At 71.2% G+C, this 20,201-nt stretch carries 19 protein-coding genes and 1 pseudogene; 7 read left to right on the top strand and 13 right to left on the bottom strand.

Annotation, left to right across the window (positions count from 1 at the left end; all coding sequences use genetic code 11):
- Nucleotides 1-100: 100 nt before the first annotated feature.
- The 4 genes and pseudogenes from ACWEQO_RS30580 to ACWEQO_RS30595 form a co-directional block, all read left to right on the top strand.
- A complete protein-coding gene (locus ACWEQO_RS30580) occupies nucleotides 101-934 on the top strand; it encodes a helix-turn-helix domain-containing protein (RefSeq protein WP_452985982.1) in 834 nt (277 codons plus the stop codon).
- Entirely contained in the window at nucleotides 931-1,137 is a 207-nt protein-coding gene (locus ACWEQO_RS30585) for a DUF397 domain-containing protein (RefSeq protein ID WP_452985983.1), read from the top strand. Before ACWEQO_RS30580 ends, ACWEQO_RS30585 begins: the two co-directional genes overlap by 4 nt.
- 271 nt (nucleotides 1,138-1,408) lie before the next feature.
- The gene (locus ACWEQO_RS30590) at nucleotides 1,409-2,137 is read left to right on the top strand and encodes a TSUP family transporter (RefSeq protein ID WP_452985984.1); all 729 of its coding nucleotides are present in this window, start codon (nucleotides 1,409-1,411) and stop codon (nucleotides 2,135-2,137) included.
- 598 nt (nucleotides 2,138-2,735) lie between these two features.
- A pseudogene (locus ACWEQO_RS30595) lies at nucleotides 2,736-2,934 on the top strand (nucleotidyltransferase family protein); the annotation flags it as partial.
- Nucleotides 2,935-3,045: 111 nt separating this feature from the next.
- Here ACWEQO_RS30595 and ACWEQO_RS30600 read toward each other — a convergent pair.
- The 5 genes from ACWEQO_RS30600 to ACWEQO_RS30620 form a co-directional block, all read right to left on the bottom strand.
- Nucleotides 3,046-4,761, bottom strand: a complete 1,716-nt coding sequence (locus tag ACWEQO_RS30600) for a uroporphyrinogen-III synthase (RefSeq protein ID WP_452985985.1) — start codon at nucleotides 4,759-4,761, stop codon at nucleotides 3,046-3,048.
- On the bottom strand, nucleotides 4,758-5,717 hold the full coding sequence (hemC, locus tag ACWEQO_RS30605) for a hydroxymethylbilane synthase (protein ID WP_361458530.1): 960 nt from the start codon (nucleotides 5,715-5,717) through the stop codon (nucleotides 4,758-4,760). The genes ACWEQO_RS30600 and hemC overlap by 4 nt, the downstream gene beginning before the upstream one ends.
- Nucleotides 5,714-7,537: a glutamyl-tRNA reductase gene (locus ACWEQO_RS30610; RefSeq protein WP_452985986.1), complete on the bottom strand. Its 1,824-nt coding sequence runs from the start codon at nucleotides 7,535-7,537 to the stop codon at nucleotides 5,714-5,716. The genes hemC and ACWEQO_RS30610 overlap by 4 nt, the downstream gene beginning before the upstream one ends.
- Nucleotides 7,534-8,334 (bottom strand): redox-sensing transcriptional repressor Rex, encoded by an 801-nt coding sequence (locus ACWEQO_RS30615; protein WP_452985987.1) that lies wholly within the window; start codon nucleotides 8,332-8,334, stop codon nucleotides 7,534-7,536. The genes ACWEQO_RS30610 and ACWEQO_RS30615 overlap by 4 nt, the downstream gene beginning before the upstream one ends.
- Before the next feature lie 352 nt (nucleotides 8,335-8,686).
- On the bottom strand, nucleotides 8,687-8,974 hold the full coding sequence (locus ACWEQO_RS30620; RefSeq protein ID WP_452985988.1) for a glutaredoxin family protein: 288 nt from the start codon (nucleotides 8,972-8,974) through the stop codon (nucleotides 8,687-8,689).
- A gap of 202 nt (nucleotides 8,975-9,176) precedes the next feature.
- Here ACWEQO_RS30620 and ACWEQO_RS30625 point away from each other — a divergent pair, with 202 nt between their 5' ends.
- The 3 genes from ACWEQO_RS30625 to ACWEQO_RS30635 all read left to right on the top strand — a co-directional run bounded on the left by ACWEQO_RS30625 (nucleotide 9,177) and on the right by ACWEQO_RS30635 (nucleotide 12,864).
- Nucleotides 9,177-10,088, top strand: coding sequence for an HAD family hydrolase (locus ACWEQO_RS30625; RefSeq protein WP_109377658.1), 912 nt, complete (start codon nucleotides 9,177-9,179; stop codon nucleotides 10,086-10,088).
- A 460-nt stretch (nucleotides 10,089-10,548) separates the two neighbouring features.
- The gene (locus tag ACWEQO_RS30630; RefSeq protein ID WP_361458522.1) at nucleotides 10,549-11,358 is read left to right on the top strand and encodes an ECF subfamily RNA polymerase sigma factor, BldN family; all 810 of its coding nucleotides are present in this window, start codon (nucleotides 10,549-10,551) and stop codon (nucleotides 11,356-11,358) included.
- Between the two features lie 252 nt (nucleotides 11,359-11,610).
- Nucleotides 11,611-12,864 (top strand): DUF5667 domain-containing protein, encoded by a 1,254-nt coding sequence (locus ACWEQO_RS30635; protein WP_452985989.1) that lies wholly within the window; start codon nucleotides 11,611-11,613, stop codon nucleotides 12,862-12,864.
- A gap of 92 nt (nucleotides 12,865-12,956) precedes the next feature.
- Here ACWEQO_RS30635 and ACWEQO_RS30640 read toward each other — a convergent pair whose 3' ends face one another.
- From ACWEQO_RS30640 to ACWEQO_RS30675, 8 genes are all read right to left on the bottom strand, one after another.
- Nucleotides 12,957-14,096: a lysophospholipid acyltransferase family protein gene (locus ACWEQO_RS30640; protein WP_361458518.1), complete on the bottom strand. Its 1,140-nt coding sequence runs from the start codon at nucleotides 14,094-14,096 to the stop codon at nucleotides 12,957-12,959.
- Nucleotides 14,097-14,110: 14 nt separating this feature from the next.
- A complete protein-coding gene (locus ACWEQO_RS30645; protein WP_361458516.1) occupies nucleotides 14,111-15,175 on the bottom strand; it encodes an NAD-dependent epimerase/dehydratase family protein in 1,065 nt (354 codons plus the stop codon).
- A 186-nt stretch (nucleotides 15,176-15,361) separates the two neighbouring features.
- Nucleotides 15,362-15,460: a 30S ribosomal protein bS22 gene (locus ACWEQO_RS30650; protein ID WP_003948845.1), complete on the bottom strand. Its 99-nt coding sequence runs from the start codon at nucleotides 15,458-15,460 to the stop codon at nucleotides 15,362-15,364.
- Between the two features lie 155 nt (nucleotides 15,461-15,615).
- Entirely contained in the window at nucleotides 15,616-15,828 is a 213-nt protein-coding gene (locus ACWEQO_RS30655; RefSeq protein WP_157842153.1) for a helix-turn-helix domain-containing protein, read from the bottom strand.
- A 129-nt stretch (nucleotides 15,829-15,957) separates the two neighbouring features.
- Nucleotides 15,958-16,743, bottom strand: a complete 786-nt coding sequence (locus ACWEQO_RS30660; protein WP_452985994.1) for a phosphatase — start codon at nucleotides 16,741-16,743, stop codon at nucleotides 15,958-15,960.
- 247 nt (nucleotides 16,744-16,990) lie between these two features.
- Nucleotides 16,991-18,163 (bottom strand): acetoin utilization protein AcuC, encoded by a 1,173-nt coding sequence (locus ACWEQO_RS30665; RefSeq protein WP_361458514.1) that lies wholly within the window; start codon nucleotides 18,161-18,163, stop codon nucleotides 16,991-16,993.
- Nucleotides 18,114-19,382, bottom strand: a complete 1,269-nt coding sequence (locus tag ACWEQO_RS30670; protein WP_452985990.1) for an MFS transporter — start codon at nucleotides 19,380-19,382, stop codon at nucleotides 18,114-18,116. Before ACWEQO_RS30670 ends, ACWEQO_RS30665 begins: the two co-directional genes overlap by 50 nt.
- A 68-nt stretch (nucleotides 19,383-19,450) precedes the next feature.
- Nucleotides 19,451-20,095, bottom strand: coding sequence for an HAD family hydrolase (locus ACWEQO_RS30675; protein ID WP_452985991.1), 645 nt, complete (start codon nucleotides 20,093-20,095; stop codon nucleotides 19,451-19,453).
- Nucleotides 20,096-20,201 lie beyond the last annotated feature (106 nt).

Here is a 20,201-nt window from a genome sequence, read left to right on the forward strand (position 1 = left end):
TGTCCGTGAGGCGTCCGGTTCCGTCCGCCCTGCCCGGGGTGACCGGGCGCAGGCGGCCGGAGTTGGTCCGGGGAAGGGCGCACGACGGGAGGCAACGGACATGAGCGGGTGGGAAGCAGGGCTGGACGACCAAGAGGCCGGGGCCGTGATGCGCACAGTCACACGGCAGTTGAAGCTGTGGCGGGAGGCGGCCGGCCTTACGCAGGCGGAGTTCGGGGCGGCGATCAAGTACGGAGAGGAGACGGTCTCCTGTGTGGAGCGGGGACGACGGATCCCCCGACCGGAGTACTTGGACGCGGCGGACGAAGTCCTGGGCGCAGGCGGCAGGATCGCCGCGATGAAGAGGGACGTGGCGGAGGTCCGGTACCCGAAGAAGGTGCGGGACGTGAAGCGGCTGGAGTCGGAAGCCGTCGAGATCTGCTCCTACAACAACTCGGTCATCGACGGGCTGTTGCAGACCGAGGGGTACGCGCGGGCAGTGTTCGGCTCACGGCGTCCACCGTTCGCGGAGGACGAGTTGGAGCAGCAGGTGACTGCGCGAGCGGCGCGTCAAGAGATCATGGACAGCGCCGCCACGCTGCCGGTCTTCAGCTTCGTACAGTGCGAGTCGACCTTGCGGCGCCCCTACGGGGGCACAATGGTGATGCGCAGGCAACTCGAACAACTGTTGCGGTTGGGCGGGTTGCGAAACGTCGACCTCCAGGTCATGCCTCTTGGGCGCGAGGGAAACGCTGGGGTCGATGGCCCGTTCCGGGTGCTCAGACTCAAGGACGGCACCACCGTGGGATACAACGAGGTACAGCTCACCAGTCGTTCGATCGTCGACCCTAAGCTCGTTCAGATCCTTGAGATCCGTTACGGGACCATCCGGTCCCAAGCCCTCACTCCCGAAGAGTCCCTGGCCTTCATCGAGAAAATGCTGGGAGAGCCATGAGTTTCAAGCCCGCCTCCAGGGACGAGACAGTGCCCAAGTGGATAAAGAGCAGCTACAGCGGTGCAGACACCCCCTCCTGCGTCGAGGTCGCCACCACTCCTGAGACCATCCGTATCCGCGATTCCAAGAACCCCGACGGTCCCCGTCTTGCCCTCACCCCCACAACCTGGACGGCCTTCTTGCCGTACGTTTCCGGGCACTGAGGAAGTGGACGCGCGTGGCCCGTACCCGAAGCCACGGGTGCGGGCCACCTCTGCAGATGTACCCACAGCGGCGTACCCGCCTGGCCATGTCCTCACCGTACGCCCGGGCCCCGGACGGGCCGGAGACTGCCAGGGCCGCGAGTTCCCCCGATCCGGCCGGCGGGGGTGTCGAGGGGTACCCCTTGGGCGGCCGGCGTTCGCCCGGCCCGTAGTGTGCGAGGGAAGTACGGGGGCGGACGGGTCACCCCGGGGCAGTGGGCCGGGGGTGCACGTGACGACGACCCTGATCACCGAGGTGGCGCTGATCATCGCGCTGGCGTCGTTCGCGCAGGCGCTGAGCGGCTTCGGGTTCGCGCTGGTAGCCGTGCCGCTGCTGGCCCTGCTGACCAGCCCCCAGAACGCCATCGTCGTGGTCACCTCACTGGGTCTGGTGCTCTCGCTGACGGTCTGCGTCCACCAGAGGGACCACGTCAATGTGCGCACCGCGAGCCTGGTGAGCGGAGCGGGCCTCGTGGGCATGCCGCTCGGGCTGCTCGCGGTGACGGTGCTCAGCGCGGGTGCGCTGTCCGTCCTCATCGCCGGTGCCGTGCTGGTGTTCGCCGTCCTGATCGGCCGTGGCATGACCTTCCGGCGCGGGACGGGCCCCACGGTTGCCGCGGGTTTCGCCAGCGGGGCGCTACTGACCTCGACCGGGATGAACGGGCCACCGTTGGTCGCCGCTTTCCAGGCCATGGGGCTGGCGCCCCGTGAGTTTCGGGCGACGCTCCAGGCCACGTTCTGCGTACAGAACGTCCTGGCACTCGCGGGATTCTTCGTCGTCGGCCGGCTGACCGCGGACAGTCTGCTGCTGGCCGGCGCGGGGCTCCCCGGCCTGCTGGCGGGCTGGTGGTGCGGGGACCGCGTCTTCGCCCGTACGGATCCGGCACGCTTCAAGAAGATCGTCCTGGGGGTGCTGGTCGCCAGCGCCTGCGTGTCGCTGTACCAGGCCGCGCTGAGCTGACGCGCAAGGCCGGCACACCGCCGACCGCTCCGGCGTCCGGCCCCGAGCCGGATCCGGGCCGGGCCCCACCGCCACGCGTGTCTGCCACCTCGATGCGAAGGACGACGGTCGCGACCACTCGGTGGACGCGGCCTCGCGGTGTGCGGTGTCCAGGCGGCCACTCGTCCCCCGGGTGGGACCACCCGTCCAGAAGCGTGAGCACTTCGGCCGCTCCTGTCCACATGGCGCTCATCTGAGCGCTTACGCAACACTTTCCCGCCAACTGCTCACGCTTTCCGACGAGGCACTCCCCACCAGCCGTACACGTCGCCGTCAGGTTCCCCTCGACCCAGGCGGCGACGCAGCCGACGCAGCGGGCGTCGACTCCTGAACCGGCATCAGTGCGCAGCCGGACTCGCGGGGGCGTCGCCCTCCTTCCCGCACTACGGTCGATGGTCGCCCCGTGTGCCGGCCGGCTCGATGCGGAACACCACCGGTACGGCAAGCACGAGGGCAAGGGAGAGCCGCAGCAGCGCGGCAGGGGACACGGCCGTGCACGGCGGCATTCGTCGTGAGTCCGGCGACGATCAACAAGGCCGGGTCCAACGGGAGTTCCCACTGCTGCCTGGGCGTGCGCCTGAAGCCCGGTGGCCGGTGGCCGGTGGCGCGTCTATGCGCCGCACGGACTCTCCGACGTGTTCCGGCTCGTCGTGCGCCCCCACCCGGTTCTCGCGCCGCGCGCCGTGTACGAGGCCAAGACGGCACGCTGGCGTCGGCAGTGGCCCGAGCTGACCGTAATGGAGTGGCCCGCGGCCTGAGTCAGGACGAGCGGGACGTTCGTCAGGGGCCGCACGAGAAGTGGCGGGGTGCGCCCCTCAGGGCACACCCCGCCACCAGCTCACGCGTACTGCCTCACGCCGTCGCGCGGCTCACGTCGTCGACCGGCGTCTCCGGGCTCCCGGGCGGCGTTCGCTCGGGCGGGTGACCGGGTCGCCCGCCTCGATCGCCGCCAGCCGGCGCCGCGCGCCGAAGTCGGCCAGGGCCGCCGCCAGCTTGTGCACCGACGGCTCCGGGGCCATGACGTCGACGCGCAGCCCGTGCTCCTCGGCCGTCTTCGCCGTCGCCGGACCGATGCAGGCGATGACCGTCACGTTGTGCGGCTTGCCCGCGATGCCGACCAGGTTCCGGACCGTCGACGACGACGTGAACATCACCGCGTCGAAGCCACCGCCCTTGATGGCCTCCCGCGTCTCCGCGGGCGGCGGCGAGGCGCGCACGGTCCGGTACGCCGTGACGTCGTCGACCTCCCAGCCCAGCTCGATGAGACCCGCCACCAACGTCTCGGTGGCGATGTCCGCGCGCGGCAGGAACACCCGGTCGATCGGGTCGAAGACCGGGTCGTACGGCGGCCAGTCCTCCACCAGCCCGCGGGCCGACTGCTCGCCGCTCGGGACCAGGTCCGGCCGCACGCCGAAGTCGATCAGCGCCTTGGCCGTCTGGTCGCCGACCGCGGCGACCTTGATCCCCGCGAAGGCGCGGGCGTCGAGGCCGTACTCCTCGAACTTCTCCCGCACCGCCTTGACCGCGTTGACCGAGGTGAAGGCGATCCACTCGTAGCGGCCCGTCACCAGGCCCTTGACCGCGCGCTCCATCTGCTGCGGGGTGCGCGGGGGCTCGACGGCGATGGTCGGCACCTCGTGCGGCACCGCGCCGTAGGACCGCAGCTGGTCGGAGAGCGACGCCGCCTGCTCCCTGGTGCGCGGCACGAGCACCTTCCAGCCGAACATCGGCTTGGACTCGAACCACGCGAGCCGGTCGCGCTGGGCGGGGGCGGAACGCTCACCGACCACGGCTATCACCGGCCGGCCACCGTCGGGCGACGGCAGCACCTTCGCCTGCTTCAGCGTCTGCGCGATCGTGCCGAGCGTCGCCGTCCAGGTCCGCTGCCGGGTCGTCGTACCGGCGACCGTCACCGTCAGGGGGGTGTCGGGTTTGCGACCGGCGGACACCAGTTCGCCCGCCGCGGCGGCCACCGAGTCCAGCGTGGTGGAGACGACCACCGTGCCGTCCGACGCCCCGACCTCGGTCCAGCACCGGTCCGACGCGGTACGCGCGTCCACGAACCGCACGTCCGCGCCCTCGGCGTCCCGCAGCGGCACACCGGCGTACGCGGGCACGCCGACCGCGGCCGCGATACCGGGGACGACCTCGAAGGTCACCCCGGCCGCCACGCACGCCAGCATCTCCTCGGTGGCGTACGCGTCGAGGCCGGGATCACCGGGCACCGCACGCACGACCCGCCTGCCGCCCCGCGCGGCCTCCATGACAAGATGTGCGGCATCCCGCACCGCGGGGGCGCCGACGGTTGTTGACGTGCCGTCAACGACCTTCAGCTGAGGCGTGCCCGTGCCCGGAGCGGACGGCGCGGAGGGATCCGCCGCGTCCGTGTCCGTCGGCACCTCGGCGACGCCCTGCCTGGCGTGCCGGCGTACGACGTCGAGCACATCGTGCTCGGCGACGAGAACGTCCGCGTTCGCCAGCGCCTCCACGGCGCGCAGAGTGAGCAGTCCCGGATCCCCGGGTCCGGCACCGAGGAAGGTGACGTGCCCGTGTTCCGGAGGGGGTGGAAGGGTGGTGGGGCTCAATGTGCTCGCTCCCCCATCAGACCGGCCGCGCCCTGCGCGAGCATCTCGGTGGCGAGTTCGCGACCGAGCGTCATCGCCGCCTCGTGCGTCTCGGGCACGGGACCGGTGGTGGACAGCTGCACCAGCGTGGTGCCGTCGGTCGTGCCGACGACGCCCCGCAGGCGCATTTCCTTGACAATCGGCCCGTCCGCCAGCAAGTCGGCCAGCGCCCCCACAGGGGCGGTACAGCCGGCTTCCAGGGCGGCGAGCAGTGACCGCTCCGCCGTCACGGCGGCCCGGGTGAGCGGGTCGTCGAGTTCGGCGAGCGCGGCGGTCAGCTCCGTGTTGCGCACGGTGCACTCGACCGCCAGGGCCCCCTGGCCGGGAGCGGGCAAAATCGTGTCGACCGACAGGAAGTCGGTCACCTCGTCGCTGCGTCCGACCCGGTTCATCCCGGCGGCGGCCAGCACGACGGCGTCCAGCTCACCGCTCTTGACGTACCCGATCCGGGTGTCGACGTTGCCGCGGATCGGCACGGTCGTGATCTCCATGCCGTGGCCGCGCGCGTACGCGTTCAGCTGGGCCATGCGACGCGCCGAACCGGTGCCGATGCGGGCACCGCGCGGCAGGTCGGTGAACTTGAGCGCGTCCCGCGCGATGATCACGTCCCGCGGGTCCTCGCGCTCCGGTACGGCGGCCAGGACCAGCTCGTCGTGGGGTGCGGTCGGCAGGTCCTTCAGCGAGTGCACCGCGAAGTCCACCTCGCCGCGCACCAGTGCCTCGCGCAGCGCGGCCACGAAGACGCCCGTGCCGCCGATCTGCGAGAGGTGCTCGCGTGACGTGTCGCCGTACGTGGTGATCGGAACGAGCTCGACAGGCCGTCCGGTCACCTGGCTCACGGCATCCGCCACCTGCCCGGACTGGGACATGGCGAGCTTGCTCCGCCTGGTCCCGAGCCTCAGTGCCTTCTCAGTCATGCCGGCCCTCGGTTTTCTGCGTCGCCCGCCTTCTGCGCGGACTTCGCGTTCTTCGCGTTCTTCTCAGTGCTTTCCCCGGCGCGGGAGACGGAGGCCACCGTCTCCGGGTCGAGGTCGAACAGGGTGCGCAGCGCGTCCGCGTAACCGGCGCCGCCGGGTTCGGCCGCGAGCTGCTTGACCCGCACGGTCGGCGAGTGCAGCAGCTTGTCGACCACCCGCCGCACGGTCTGGGTGATCTCCGCACGGTGCTTGTCGTCCAGGCCGGGCAGCCGCCCTTCCAGACGGGCCAGCTCACCGGCCACCACGTCCGCGGCCATGGTGCGCAGGGCGACCACGGTCGGCGTGATGTGCGCGGCCCGCTGTGCCGCCCCGAATGCCGCGACCTCATCCGAAACGATACGCCGGACCTGGTCCACATCGGCAGCCATCGGAGCGTCCGCCGACGCCTCCGCGAGCGCCTCGATGTCGACCAGCCGCACCCCGGGGATGCGGTGCGTGGCCGCGTCGATGTCGCGCGGCATCGCGAGGTCCAGCAGGAAGAGCACCGGCTCCGGGCGCGGCGGCTCGGCCACCGGCTCCGGACGGCGCCGCTCGGGGATCCGGCCGGCGCTCGCCGCGGTCGCGGCCAGCGCGCCGATCAGCTCGCTGTCCGCCTCGGGCCCCGCACCGCGCCGGCCGCCCTGGCGACGGTCGACGGTGCCGCTCACGGCCCAGGCCGCGTGCTGCTCCAGCGTCGCCGCGTCCATGCCGGCGACGGCCGCCTCGCCCATCACGGAGAACCCGGACGGTACGGAGGCCAGGTCCAGCGGGCAGTCCTCGTCGGTGCTGGTGGCGGCCATGGGGGCGGGGGGCAGCGGCGTCGTCCGCGCGGTCGGTGCCTTGCGCGCGTCGTGCGCCGACGCCTCCACTGCTCCGACGGCCCCGGCGCGTACCGTCTCCGGCTGCCGCGCGACGCGGCCCTCGACACCGGCGGCGATCGCGTCGGCCGTCAGGACGAGGCCGGTCGCGCCGGTGCAGGAGACGACTATGTCCGCACGTGTCAGTTCGTCCGCCACCGATCCCATCGGCACCGCGCGGGCCGACAAGCCCGTGTTCTCGGCGTTCTCGGCGTTGTCGGCGTTCCCGGCCTCGGTGAGGATCTGCACGAGGCGCTCGGCGCGGTCGGCGGTGCGGTTGGCGATCGCGATCTCGGCGACACCGGCCCGCGCGAGCGTGGCCGCGGCCAGCGAGGACATCGATCCGGCGCCGATGATCAGTGCCTTCTTGCCCTGCGCCCAGCTGTCGACGGGCGCGCCGGCGGCCAGCTGCTCCAGGCCGAAGGTGACCAGGGACTGCCCGGCGCGGTCGATGCCGGTCTCCGTGTGGGCGCGCTTGCCGACCCGGAGCGACTGCTGGAACACGTCGTTCATCAGCCGTCCGGCGGTGTGCAGTTCCTGCGCACGCGCCAGGGCGTCCTTGATCTGGCCGAGGACCTGCCCCTCGCCCACCACCATCGAGTCCAGTCCGCAGGCCACCGAGAACATGTGGTGGACGGCGCGGTCCTCGTAGTGCACGTAGAGATAGGGCGTGAGCTCCTCCAGGCCGACCCCGCTGTGCTGGGCCAGCAACGTGGACAGCTCGGCGACACCGGCGTGGAACTTGTCCACGTCGGCGTACAGCTCGATGCGGTTGCAGGTGGCGAGCACCGCGGCCTCGCTGGCCGGTTCGGCGGCGACCGTGTCCTGCAACAGCTTGACCTGCGCCTCCACGCTCAGCGAGGCCCGGTCCAGCATGCTGACCGGTGCGCTGCGGTGGCTCAGTCCGACGACGAGAAGGCTCATGTCGGCATCACCGCGGGCACGTCCCCGTCGGGCCCCTGGTCCGCGGCGGGCTCCTGTCCGTCGGCGGACGCCCGGCGCGCGGCGACGGGCTCCGGGCGGGAGCCGACAGGCGGGACGACGGCCCCGGCGGCCACCTCGCCGGCCTTGCGCTGCTCGTGGAAGGCGAGGATCTGTAGCTCGATGGAGAGGTCCACCTTGCGCACGTCGACACCGTCCGGGACGGTCAGCACGGTCGGCGCGAAGTTCAGGATGGAGGTGACGCCGGCGGCCACCAGCCGGTCGCAGACCTGCTGCGCGGCACCGGCGGGGGTCGCGATCACGCCGATCGACACGCCCTCGCCCTGGATGATCCCCTCGAGCTGGTCGGTGTGCTGCACCGGGATGCCTGCGACGGGCTTTCCGGCCATCGCGGGGTCGGCGTCTATGAGCGCGGCGACCCGGAACCCGCGGGAGGCGAACCCGCCGTAGTTGGCGAGCGCGGCACCGAGGTTGCCGATGCCGACGATCACAACCGGCCAGTCCTGGGTGAGGCCGAGTTCACGCGAGATCTGGTACACGAGATACTCGACGTCGTAGCCCACGCCCCGGGTCCCGTAGGAACCCAGGTAGGAGAAGTCCTTACGAAGCTTCGCGGAGTTGACGCCCGCGGCCGCCGCCAGCTCCTCGGAGGAGACGGTGGGCACCGAGCGCTCGGAGAGCGCGGTGAGGGCGCGGAGGTACAGCGGAAGCCTGGCGACGGTGGCCTCGGGAATCCCTCGGCTACGGGTCGCCGGTCGGTGAGATCGGCCAGTTGCCACGGTGCTCCTGCGGGTAGAGCGGGGCTGCAGGCGGTCATATGTCCCCGGACCGCCCCGTCGGATGCAGGCTATGCCTTTGTGAACGCGTGCACAAAGATGGTGTCCGATTTGCCCACCCAACGTGACCGGGGTCACGCGCCTTCGGCGCAGCCGTGCGGAACCGGCGCATGAGCACCACCGCTCCCTTTGTTCTGGGGGCAAAACGGCACACCCTCCTCCGTGTATCCCGCCCCCGAGATCAAGTCGCCATCGATTCTAAGCGACTTTCCGCCATTTTGGACTGGTTGGTCAGTTATGGATCAGTGGTCCTGGCCACCCTCCCGACCGGCCGCCCGTCCGCCCGTCCGGCCGGTCAGCCGGTCAGGGCCTCCCGAAGGCGGCCCTCGTCGACACGCCAGAACGTGTGCTGGCGGCCGTCGACGAGGACGACGGGAATCTGCTCCCAGTACTGCTCGTGCAGTTCCGGGTCCTCGGTGATGTCCTTCCCCTCCCACGCGACCCCGAGATCACCGCACACCTTCTCCACCACGGCCTGTGCGTCGTCGCACAGGTGGCAGCCGGGCTTACGGACGAGGGTGACGAGGGTGGCGGGACGATGCTGCGGGGCCTTGCGGCGGAAGAGCGGACTCATGTCAGCCATTCTCGCCCCGCGGCGGCGCAGGGGAACCCCTCTGCGCCCACCGTGACGCCGAGTGCCGCACGAGGCCCGCGCCCCGGGGCCCCCGCCCGGAGCCGGCCCCGTCCGCCGGGAGGGGTGCTTTAACGACACGGACGTGCAGAGTTCACGGTGTTCGAACCTCACGGGTCCGGAATCGCCGACCGGAATGGCTATGCTCAGCGCCATGGCCGCTCTCGGATGGCTCACCCCCCGTAGGCGCTCCGCCACGGCGCGAAGCGTGTTGGCAGGCGAGGCCTCGGCGGAGGCTGCCCGCAAATCCACTCAGGAAATTTCCGCCCGCGAACCGGAGTTCCCGGTGCACGGCGACGACCGGGCCGCCGCGTTCTTCGACCTGGACAACACGGTGATGCAGGGCGCTGCCCTGTTCCACTTCGGGCGGGGCCTGTACAAGCGGAAGTTCTTCGAGACGCGCGACCTCGCGCGGTTCGCGTGGCAGCAGACGTGGTTCCGGCTGGCCGGCGTCGAGGACCCCGAGCACATGCAGGACGCGCGCGACTCGGCGCTCTCCATCGTCAAGGGCCACCGGGTCTCCGAGCTGAAGTCCATCGGCGAGGAGATCTACGACGAGTACATGGCCGGGCGGATCTGGCCGGGTACGCGGGCCCTGGCCCAGGCGCACCTGGACGCCGGGCAGCGGGTGTGGCTGGTCACGGCGGCGCCGGTGGAGATCGCCCAGGTGATCGCGCGGCGCCTGGGCCTGACCGGGGCGCTGGGGACGGTGGCCGAGTCCATCGGCGGCGTGTACACCGGCAAACTCGTGGGCGAGCCCCTGCACGGCCCGGCGAAGGCGGAGGCCGTACGCGCGCTGGCCGCGGCGGAGAACCTGGACCTGGACCACTGCGCCGCGTACAGCGACTCGCACAACGACATCCCGATGCTCTCGCTGGTCGGCCATCCGTACGCGATCAACCCGGACTCCAAGCTGCGCAAGCACGCCCGCGCGATGGACTGGCGCCTGCGCGACTACCGGACGGGCCGCAAGGCGGCGAAGGTCGGCATCCCGGCGGCCGCGGGCGTGGGCGCGGTGGCCGGCGGCACGGCGGCGGCCATCGCGATGCACCGCCGCCGGCGCTGAACCGGCTGCGCCGAACCCGGCTGCGCCGAATCCGACGGCCCTGAGCCCGGCGGCGCCCCCGCGCACACCGGGTGACCAGTCAACTCGGCGGCGACGGACACCCGTACGGCCGCAGGCCTGATCAGCGGGGACCAAAAGTGGCGCCCCACCCGCAACCCGGCCAATCCGACTGCCGTACCCCGCAACCCCGCTGTCCAGTCCTCTTGGCTGCACACGGCCACAACATGCCCCGTACCGAACCGGGAAGCGAAGCTTTTCAGTCAAAATTCAGTCAACATCGGTTACTTGAATGTGTGTCAACAGGCCACGGAAGCGACGTAATCGATGATTTGAGCAACTCGGTGTAGCAGCGCCTGCACGAAGCGTTATTCTCCTCAGACGCATTCGGGTACCCCTCCGTCGCTACGACGGGTGAACGTCCCGTACTGCACGTGATGGAAGCTCTGCCTCTGGGAGTCCCGTGTACCCACACGTCGGGGTTGACGACTCGGGCCTGACCGCACTGCGCACCGCAGTCGTCACGGCCCGGGAGTTGTTGCGCGGCTTCGTCCCCACCGCGTACGCCGTCCCCGCTTTCGCCACCGCCACCGTCGGCCCCTGCTACGCCCTCGCCGACCCACCCGTCGGCCCCAGCTACGCCCTCGCCGACGAGAGTGCCGCGGCGACCAGGCGCGGACGCTCCTCCGGCGCGACCACCGCGCGCCGCCCCGCCGCGGACAGCGACAGCGCCCGGATGATGGACCTCGTGGAGCGCGCCCAGGCCGGCGAGGCCGACGCCTTCGGACGGCTCTACGACCAGTACAGCGACACCGTGTACCGCTACATCTACTACCGCGTGGGCAACAAGGCGACCGCCGAGGACCTCACCAGCGAGACCTTTCTGCGGGCACTCCGCCGCATCGGCACCTTCACCTGGCAGGGGCGCGACTTCGGCGCCTGGCTCGTCACCATCGCCCGCAACCTGGTCGCCGACCACTTCAAGTCCAGCCGCTTCCGCCTCGAAATCACCACCGGGGAGATGCTCGACGCCAACGAGGTCGAACGCTCCCCGGAGGACTCCGTCCTCGAATACCTCTCCAACGCCGCCCTCCTCGATGCCGTACGACGGCTCAACCCCCAACAGCGCGAATGCGTCACGCTCCGTTTCCTCCAGGGCCTCTCCGTCGCGGAGACCGCCCGCGTGATGGGCAAGAACGAGGGGGCGATCAAGACCCTCCAGTACCGGGCCGTCCGCACCCTCGCCCGGCTCCTCCCGGAGGACACCCGCTGAGCGAAACGGTCCCGCACCGACGACGCACCTTCCGTGACAGCCAACTCACCTTCGGTGATACTCCGTTGACTCCCTCAACCGATCCTCCGGCGCGCGTAACCCAAGTACCGCGCCGCTCGTTGTGCGGGATACAGGCTCCCTGTGGTCACTCCCCACCGACTCCGATCACCCGATCGTGTGGACATGGTCGGGGAGCGGAACCCTCAGGATCCCCTGGGGAGTCGATCGTCATGACGAGAGGAGGTGCCGCCAGTGATCGCGAAGGTATCGGCGCACCGGCGGGCGAACGCCTTCGCCCAGGCCCTGGAAGAACAGTCCGACCGGGTCACAGCGGCCGAGCAGCCCGAAGGACCGGCGCCGGGACCGGCCGCCGCGGAGACGGAACAGGGGCGGCTGCTCACGCTCGCCGCCGGTCTCGGCGCGCTGCCCAGGCCGGAGCTGGATCCCGAGGTGAAGGTCGTCCAGCGGGCCCGGCTGGTGGCCGCCTTCGAGGCCATGCTCCAGGAAGGGACCGCCGCGGGCGAGGCAGCGGACGCGTCCGCACCCGAACAGCGTTCGCACCGTGCCCGGGGCACTCACCGGGCGACCCCCCTGGGAAAGCTGAGACCGCGTTCACGACTGGCCAAGGGGCTCACCGCGGGCGGACTCGGCATCACCGTGGCCGCCGGCGCCCTCGGCGGAGTCTCCGCCGCCAGCTCCGACGCCCTGCCCGGTGACTCGCTCTACGGCCTCAAGCTCGGCATAGAGGACGTCAAGCTCGGCCTGGCCGACGGCAACGACGAGCGGGGCCGCGTCCTCCTCGACCACGCCTCCACCCGGCTCAGCGAGGCCCGCCGGCTGATGGAGCGCGAACGCAGCGGCTCCCTCGACCACGAATCGGTCGGCGAGATCCGCCGCGCCCTGTCCGGCATGCGGCACGACGCCTCCGAGGGCCATCGGCTGCTGCGCGAGGCGTACCGCCTCGACCCGGACTCCCTGGGTCCCATGCAGGCCCTCTCCTCCTTCTCCCACTCGCACCGGCAGACCTGGGGTTCCCTGCGCGAGAGGCTCCCCGCGCAGCTCGGGGACGTCAGCGAGCAGGTGTCGTCGGTGTTCGACGCCATAGACGAGGACGTCGCGCCGCTGCAGTCCCTGCTCCCCGAGCCACCGGTCCGGGACAGCGGCAACAACGGCGAGCCGGAGAACGAACCCGGTGCCACCCCCGGCGCCCCGTCCGGTGCCGACCGCTCCCAGGCGCCCGACACCGGCACCGGCGACGACAGTCCCGAGCAGGACAGCACCGGCAGCAGCGCCCCCACCCGGTCCGCCGACTCCGAGGAGGAGAGCGACAGCCTGCTCGGCGGCAACAGCGGCGGGCTGCTCGACCCGCTGGAGGAGACCGGCGCCGCCACCCCGCCGCCGTCCGCCGGCGGCACCACCCCGCCCGCCCGGCCCGACGTCACCCTCCCGCCCCTCCTGCCGGGCCTGCTCCCGGGGCTGGGCATCGACAGCGAGACCGTCGAGTAGAGCGGACTGAGCGGCAGGCCCCGTACGCGGTCGGGGCGCCCCTGTGCGACAAGGGGCGCCCCGGCCACGTACGCATGTGTCCGTCCGCGTCTCTAGAAGAACACCGACCTCCGCTGGACCAGCAGCTTGTAGAGGGTGTGCTGGATCTGCTCCCGGACCTGGTCGGTCAGGTTGAACATCAGCATCGGGTCCTCGGCCGCCTCCGGCGGATAGTTCTCCGTGTGGATCGGCTCGCCGAACTGGATCGTCCACTTCGTCGGCAGCGGGATCGCGCCGAGCGGACCGAGCCACGGGAAGGTCGGCGTCAGCGGGAAGTACGGAAGGCCGAGCAGTCGGGCGACGGTCCGGCCGTTGCCGATCATCGGGTAGATCTCCTCCGCCCCGACGATCGAGCACGGGATGATCGGCGTCCGCGCGCGCAGCGCCGTGGACACGAAGCCGCCGCGCCCGAAGCGCTGGAGCTTGTAGCGGTCGGCGAAGGGCTTGCCGAGGCCCTTGAAGCCCTCCGGCATCACCCCGACCAGTTCCCCCTGCTCCAGCAGTCGTGCCGCGTCCTCGGCGCAGGCCAGGGTGTGGCCGAGCTTGCGGGCGAGTTCGTTGACCACCGGCAGCATGAACACCAGGTCCGCCGCGAGCAGCCGCAGATGCCGGTCGGCCGGGTGGTTGTCGTGGACGGCGACCTGCATCATCAGGCCGTCCATCGGCAGCGTCCCGGAGTGGTTGGCGACGATCAGGGCGCCGCCCTGTGAGGGGATGTTCTCGATGCCCTTCACCTCGACCCGGAAGTACTTCTCGTACACCGGGCGCAGCAGCGACATCAGGACCTGGTCGGTGAGCTCCTCGTCGTAGCCGAAGTCGTCGACCGCGTAGTCCCCCGTGAGGCGGCGGCGCAGGAAGGCCAGGCCACTGGCGACGCGCCGGTCCAGGCCGCCCCCGCCGCCGGTGTGCGGGCGTGCGCCGTCGTCTGCGTCACCGCCGCCGGTGGCCGGCTCCCGGGGCCGTTGTGCCCGGGGTTCACGGTGCTCATCGGGCGCCGGAGCGTCGTCCTCGGCGGGCGCCCGGCCCGGCAGGGGCTGGACCTCGCCCATCGAGGCGGTCCCGGCGCCCTTGCGCCGGCCGGCCGCGCCACGGCGGCGCGCCGGGCGCTGCGCCGCGCCCCCGGCACCGCCGGCGCCCCCCGCACCGCCGCGGGAACGGTCGTCGTCGAACGGAATGACCTTGGCGTCCGCCATCGTTGCTGCGCTCCTCAGTTGGCGCTCTGCTTCGGGGGGTGACCGCCGCCCGGCAGGGGCAGTGCGGCGATCCGGTCGACGGTCCTCGCGAGGACCTCCGGCGGAAGCAGTCCGGGGCCACGGCTGCGCACGAAGTCCGTGAACGTTTCTGCAGTCGTGTACTTCGGTGTGAAGCCCAGTGTCTCGCGCATCTGGTCCGTCGCCACCACCCGGCCGTGTGTGAGCAGCCGGATCTGCTCCGGTGAGAAGTCCGACATCCCCAGCGTACGCACCAGCGAGCCCGCCCAGGTGACCGCCGGGAGCAGCAGCGGCACGGTGGGCCGGCCGAGCCGCCGCGCGCACTGGGACAACAGCAGGACACCGTCGCCGGCGATGTTGAAGGTGCCGCTGTTGAGCGTGGAGCGCCGGGGTTCGCGCGCGGCCAGGCGCAGCACCTCGAGCACATCGTCCTCGTGCACGAACTGCAGCCGCGGGTCGTAGCCGAACACCGTCGGCAGGACCGGCAGCGAGAGGTACGAGGCGAGCGGGCTGTCCGCGGCGGGGCCCAGGATGTTGGCGAACCTGAGCACGCACACGGCGACGTCCGGGCGGCGGCGTGCGAAGCCGCGCACATAGCCCTCGACCTCGACCGCGTCCTTCGCGAACCCCCCGCCGGGCAGGGACTTGGGCGAGGTCGTCTCGGTGAAGACCGCCGGGTCGCGGGGCGCGGAGCCGTAGACGTTCGTACTGGACTTCACCACCAGACGTTCGACGCGCGGGGACTTCTGACAGGCACCGAGGAGCTGCATGGTGCCGATGACGTTGGTCTCCTTGAGCGCCGTCGGACTGCTGCCGCCGCCGAGCGGCGTGCCCGTCACGTCCAGGTGCACGACGGTGTCGGCGCCGGCCTCCGCGAGCACGCGCGCGACGGTGGGCTGCCGGATGTCGGTCTGGACGAAGTCGGCGTCGCCCAGAGGGTGCGCGGGCCGGACCGCGTCCACGGCGACGACCCGTTCCACATCCGGGTCACGCTGGATCCGTCGGACGAAACGGCCTCCCAAAGGGCGGGCCACTCCCGTCACGAGCACGACCTTTCCCAAGACCAGTGCCTTCCTCTTGCCTGCGTCCTGCCCGCCAACCTAGCGGGTGGCGGTCGCTCTGCGGTGCCCGCTCGACACCTGGGGTGACGGCGACCGGGGAGAAGCGGACAGACCCGGCCGGACGTAACGACAGTGGCCCCCCACCTCATCGGTGGGGGGCCACTGGACACGGTTCCGCGACGCCGCTTACTTCTTGTTGCGACGCTGAACGCGCGTGCGCTTGAGCAGCTTGCGGTGCTTCTTCTTGGCCATCCGCTTGCGCCGCTTCTTGATAACAGAGCCCACGACTACCCTCGCTCACTTCTCATCACTCGGTGTTTGGGCGCCATGGGCCCACACGACCTACGAGGGGCCAGCCTACCTGTCTGAGCGCTGAGGTCGTAATCGAGGAGATCGGGGAGGCCCGCGAGTGTCCGGTACGGGCCCTCCCCGGTCCGTCGTCAGGCGGTGTCCACCCCCACGTAGCTCTCGCGGAGGTACTCGTGAACCGCTTGCTCCGGGACGCGGAAGGACCGCCCCACCCGGATCGCGGGCAGATGACCGCTGTGCACCAGTCGGTACACGGTCATCTTCGACACTCGCATCACCGAGGCGACCTCCGCCACGGTAAGGAACTGAACCTCGTTCAGAGGCCTTTCGCCTGCTGCAGCCATGACACACCTGAACCTTCCGCACTCGACGGCCACCGGCTTCCCCTTCCGGTGACTCTTCGTCGTTGCGTGCTCACTCCCCAATGTAGGGGCGGGTGATGCGAGTGGGGAAGAGGTGTATCCATCGGCGGCCTACTGTGACAGACAGGCCCGACTGAGTACGTAGCGGGTCAGCGGCGCATAGTGATCGGGCCGCGCGCCGTCATCAAGTGGAACCACCACCGACACCCGCCCCTCGGCCTCCCCCACGAACGGGGCGGGGTCGTTCACATCGGCCAGCGCGATGACCTCGAACCCCAGCTGACCTGCCCCGCAGGCCCAGCCGTGGTCTCCGATCACCAGCCCGGGAAGCGGCCCGCCGGCCTCGGCGGCCCCGGCGAGCACGGTCCGAACCGGGAGCGGGGAGTGCGTGTGTGCGCCGGGCTCACCACCGGGGCGTTCGGGATCCGCGCCCCTGACGAGCGCCACTCCCCGGACGTAGTCGAGGCGGTACGTGCGTAGACCGAACCGGGTCGTTATGTCGACAGAGCGACCCCGCGCCGGGGTGAGGACGTCACATCCCGCCGCCGACAGGGCGTCTGCCAGAGCGGCGTAGAAACCGAGCAGCCGGTGCGGGTGGCCGGTGCCGAGCAGCACGGGCACACCCCTGCGGGCGGCGAGCGCGAGACGCTCCGCACAGGCGTCCAGGGCCGCCAGGGTCCGCTCCGGGTCGATCACATCATGCCCGGACACGTGATGAGGATCGGCCGAAACACCACACCTGTCCGCCATCAACTCGATCAGTTCCCGCTGGCTCCACACCCGTTCCGGGTCCAGGCCGATCAGCAGGCGCGGATCCCGGGCGGCGAAGAGCCGGTAACTGCGCAGGCTCTCCTCCCGCGTGGTGGCCACGACCCCGGCCAGCCGGGCAGCCAGCAGATGCGCGCGAAGACCGACACGGTCGGCGCGGTCGGCGGAGTCAGTTGGACCAGTTGGGCCAGTGGAACCGGTGGAATCGGTGGAATCGTCAGGGCCAGTGGGGCCGGTGGTGGTCGGCACGGGAGCGATGGTGCGCGAGCCGGAGTCCGGGCGCCCCGGGAAACGGGAAACACCGCACGGTCGGCGTAAGAGCCCCGAGCGGGCCCCGCTTCGGAGGCCGGGCCGCGGGGCCCGGCCTCCGACCCGTTCACGCCAGCAGCCCCCGCAGCGGGAACACCGCTCGACGGGTCGCCAGCACCGCCTGGTCCAGCCGGTCCGCCGGGTCGTAGCCGGCCTCCCAGGACGCCCAGGACACCGGCCACCGGCCGTCGGTCATCCGCACCGGACCCAGTTGCCGGGTCCGGGCGTACACCTCCTGCCGCCAGCTCTCGGGGATCACCGTCGCCGGGTCCACCGGCCGCTCGGCCGCGATCGCCACCAGATGGGTCCAGGACCGCGGCACGACCTCCACCACCGCGTACCCGCCGCCGCCCAGGGCCACCCAGCGCCCGTCGGAGTGCTCGTGCGCCAGCTCGTGGCACGCCGCCTGCACCGCGCGCTGCGCATCCAACGACACCGCCAGATGCGCCAGCGGATCCTCGAAGTGCGTGTCGGCGCCGTGCTGGGTCACCAGCACCTGTGGCCGGAAGTCCTCGAGCAGCTCCGGCACCACGGCGTGGAACGCCCGCAGCCAGCCCGCGTCCCCGGTCCCGGCCGGCAGGGCCACGTTGACCGCACTGCCCTCCGCGCTCTCCGCCCCCGTCTCCTCCGGCCATCCGGTCTGCGGGAACAGCGTCCGGGGATGCTCGTGCAGCGACACCGTCAGCACCCGCGGATCCTCCCAGAACGCCGCCTGCACGCCGTCCCCGTGATGCACGTCCACGTCCACGTACGCGACCCGCTCGGCCCCCAGCTCCAGCAGCCGGGCGATGGCCAGCGCGGCGTCGTTGTACACGCAGAAACCCGAGGCCGCCCCCGGCATCGCGTGGTGCAGTCCGCCGGCGAAGTTCACCGCGTGCAGCGCGTCCCCGCGCCACACCGCCTCCGCCGCGCCCACCGACTGCCCCGCGATCAGCGCCGACACCTCGTGCATCCCGGTGAAGGCGGGATCGTCCATCGTCCCCAGCCCGTACGACGGGTCCGCCGCCCCCGGATCCACCGAGGCCGCCCGCACCGCGCTGATGTAGTCCTCGCGGTGCACCAGCCGCAGCGTCGAGTCCCCGGCCGTCTTCGCGGCGACCACCGCCACCTCGCGGTCCAGCCCGAACGCGCCCACCAGACTCCGGGTCAGCGCGAGCCGCACCGGGTCCATCGGATGGTCCCGGCCGAAGTCATAGCCCGTTACTGCCTCGTCCCACATCAGCTGTGTGCGGCCGCTCATGCCCGCCACCGTACCGGTCGGATTCGGGCGCGAACGACCTGGCGTACACCAATGTCACCAGTACCAGCACCATCGGCACCAGCATCGCCCCGCGGTAGCTCCAGGCGTCCCCGAGCGCCCCGACCAACGGGGAACCGATCAGGAACCCCACATAGTTGAAGACGTTGAGACGTGCCACGGCCGCGTCCGAAGCCCCCGGGCCGCCCTGCGCGAAAGCGCGCCGTCCCGCCGCCGCGAAGGTCTGCGGCACCAGCACACAGAGCCCCAGCCCCAGCAGTGTGAACCCCAGCATCCCCACCCACGCCCCGGGCGCCCCCGCCACCACGGCGAACCCCGCCGCCGCCACCAGCGCCCCCGCCCGCACCACCAGCACGGCCCCGAACCGCCGCACCCCGAAGTCGCCGAGCGTCCGCCCCAACAGCGTGGTGACCATGTAGACGTTGTACGGAACGGTCGCCAACTGCTCCGAACTCCCCAGCACGTCCTGGAGGTACTTCGCGCTCCAGTTCGAGACCGTCGAGTCCCCGATGTACGCCACCGTCATCACCACACACAGCGGCAACAGCAACTGGGAGGAAACACCCCCGCCCGCGCCCCCGGCCTTCCCCGCCTCCCGCACCACGGGCGCGTCGGCCGCGCCGACCCCGTCGTGCCCTCCCCCCTCACCGTCGACGTACCACCGGCTCCCGACCAACACCGCCGGCATCAGCACCAGCACGACCGGCAGATACGACACCCACAGCGCCGACTGCCAGTGCGCCCCCACCCATGCGAGCGACGCCCCGGCGATCCCGCCCAGACTGTAAGCGGCATGGAAACCCAGCATGATGCTGCGCCCGTACGCCCGCTGCAGACTCACCCCCAGCATGTTCATCGAGGCGTCCAACGCCCCCACCGCCAGCCCGAACACGGCCAGCGACACCGCCAGCCCGGCCATCCGCTCCCCGGCCCCGACCCCGAGCAGCGCCAGCAGCACGACCGGCTGCGACCACCGCAGCACCCGGCTCGCCGGCACCCGCCGCACCAACCGCTCCGTCGCCACGCTCCCGATACCGGCCAGGACGGGCACCGCGGCGAGGAAAACCGGCAGCAACGCGTCGGAGACCCCGTACCGGCTCTGGATGGCCGGAATCCGCGTCACGAGCAGAGCGAAGGCGACGCCCTGCACGAGGAATCCGAACGCCAACGAGACCCTGCCGCGCCGCAGCACATCAGTCATGGCGGCGAGCGTAGGGCCCCGGTGTACTGGTGGGTAGATCCGGAGCCGAAGATGAATCCCGCTCGGTCTCAGCGGAGCAGTTCCGTCAACTCCCGCATGTCGGTGAAGAGTCGAGTGACCCCGACGAGCTTCTCGGCCGGTGTCATCGAGGCGAACCCGTACACGTCCATCCCGGCGGCGACCGCGGCCTGTACGCCGAGAGGGCTGTCCTCGACCACGACACACTGCTCCGGCGCGACCCCCATCCGCTCGGCCGCGTACAGGAACAGGTCCGGTGCCGGCTTGCCCCGTCCCACATCCTGCGAGCTGAAGATCCGCTCCTCGTCGAACCACCGGTCCAGCCCGGTCGTCCGGTGCCCCACCCGGATCCGCTCATGGCTCCCGGACGAGGCCACGCAGTACGGCACGCCGTCGGCTGCCAGCCGCTCCAGTATCTCCACGGCGCCGGTGACCGGCTTCAACTCCCGCTCGAACGCGTCGAAGACACGGGCGTGGAACACGTCGTCGAAGTCGGCCGGCAACCGCTGCCCGGTCCTCTGCTCCACCAGGTCGTGCACCCGATGCATGGCGGATCCCATGTAGTCGCGGATGGAGTCCTCGTACGACGTCGGATGCCCGAGCTCGGTGAGGTAGCCGGCCAGCAGCCGGTTGGAAATGGGCTCGCTGTCGACGAGGACACCGTCGTTGTCAAAAATGACCAGGTCATAGTGCATGCCATCGAACCTAAACGCAGAAAGCCCCGCACCTGTCGGTGCGGGGCTCTCCCACAAATTGTTCGGCGGCGTCCTACTCTCCCACAGGGTCCCCCCTGCAGTACCA

The sequence above is a fragment of the Streptomyces sp. NPDC004051 genome (genome assembly GCF_053604275.1).

Coding starts and splice junctions, on each gene's coding strand:
- ACWEQO_RS30670 (WP_452985990.1), bottom strand. CDS start 19,382: ATGACTGATGTGCTGCGGCGCGGCAGGGTCTCGTTGGCGTTCGGATTC.
- ACWEQO_RS30610 (WP_452985986.1), bottom strand. CDS start 7,537: ATGAGCCTTCTCGTCGTCGGACTGAGCCACCGCAGCGCACCGGTCAGC.
- ACWEQO_RS30625 (WP_109377658.1), top strand. CDS start 9,177: ATGGCCGCTCTCGGATGGCTCACCCCCCGTAGGCGCTCCGCCACGGCG.
- ACWEQO_RS30580 (WP_452985982.1), top strand. CDS start 101: ATGAGCGGGTGGGAAGCAGGGCTGGACGACCAAGAGGCCGGGGCCGTG.
- ACWEQO_RS30675 (WP_452985991.1), bottom strand. CDS start 20,095: ATGCACTATGACCTGGTCATTTTTGACAACGACGGTGTCCTCGTCGAC.
- ACWEQO_RS30655 (WP_157842153.1), bottom strand. CDS start 15,828: ATGGCTGCAGCAGGCGAAAGGCCTCTGAACGAGGTTCAGTTCCTTACC.
- ACWEQO_RS30640 (WP_361458518.1), bottom strand. CDS start 14,096: ATGGCGGACGCCAAGGTCATTCCGTTCGACGACGACCGTTCCCGCGGC.
- ACWEQO_RS30620 (WP_452985988.1), bottom strand. CDS start 8,974: ATGGCTGACATGAGTCCGCTCTTCCGCCGCAAGGCCCCGCAGCATCGT.
- hemC (WP_361458530.1), bottom strand. CDS start 5,717: ATGACTGAGAAGGCACTGAGGCTCGGGACCAGGCGGAGCAAGCTCGCC.
- ACWEQO_RS30585 (WP_452985983.1), top strand. CDS start 931: ATGAGTTTCAAGCCCGCCTCCAGGGACGAGACAGTGCCCAAGTGGATA.
- ACWEQO_RS30665 (WP_361458514.1), bottom strand. CDS start 18,163: ATGAGCGGCCGCACACAGCTGATGTGGGACGAGGCAGTAACGGGCTAT.